At 75.5% G+C, this 347-nt stretch carries 1 pseudogene; it reads left to right on the top strand.

Annotated elements, in window-relative coordinates:
• Positions 1 to 347, top strand: a pseudogene (locus TN53_RS43215) (carboxylesterase family protein); the annotation flags it as partial.

Genomic DNA, 347 nt, shown 5'->3' with positions numbered 1-347 from the left:
CGGACGCGCTGGCCGCCGACATCGCGGAGACCCTGGCCGCCGAGATCGGGCTGCGCCCCACCGTGGCCGACCTCGCCGGGGTGGACCCGCGCAAGCTGCCCGAGGCGGGGGCCGCGCTGACCGGCCGTATGCGCGAATACGTGCATCGCTGGGGCGCCGTCGCCCTCACACCCACCCCCTTCTCGCCCGTCGTCGACGGCGAGGTCCTGCCCAGCGCACCATGGGAGGCCCTCGCGGACGGCGCCGCCCGTGACGTGGAGCTGATCGCCGGACACAACAGGGACGAGTACCGCCTCTTCCTCCTGCTCGGCGGGCTGCTCGGCCGGGTGCCGGGCTCGGACGAGTGG

Source organism: Streptomyces sp. WM6386, assembly GCF_000972385.1.
In the GTDB taxonomy this organism is placed as follows: Bacteria; Actinomycetota; Actinomycetes; order Streptomycetales; family Streptomycetaceae; genus Streptomyces.
Note: the sequence above shows the minus strand (reverse complement) of the source record. Positions and strands in the feature narration are given on the sequence as shown.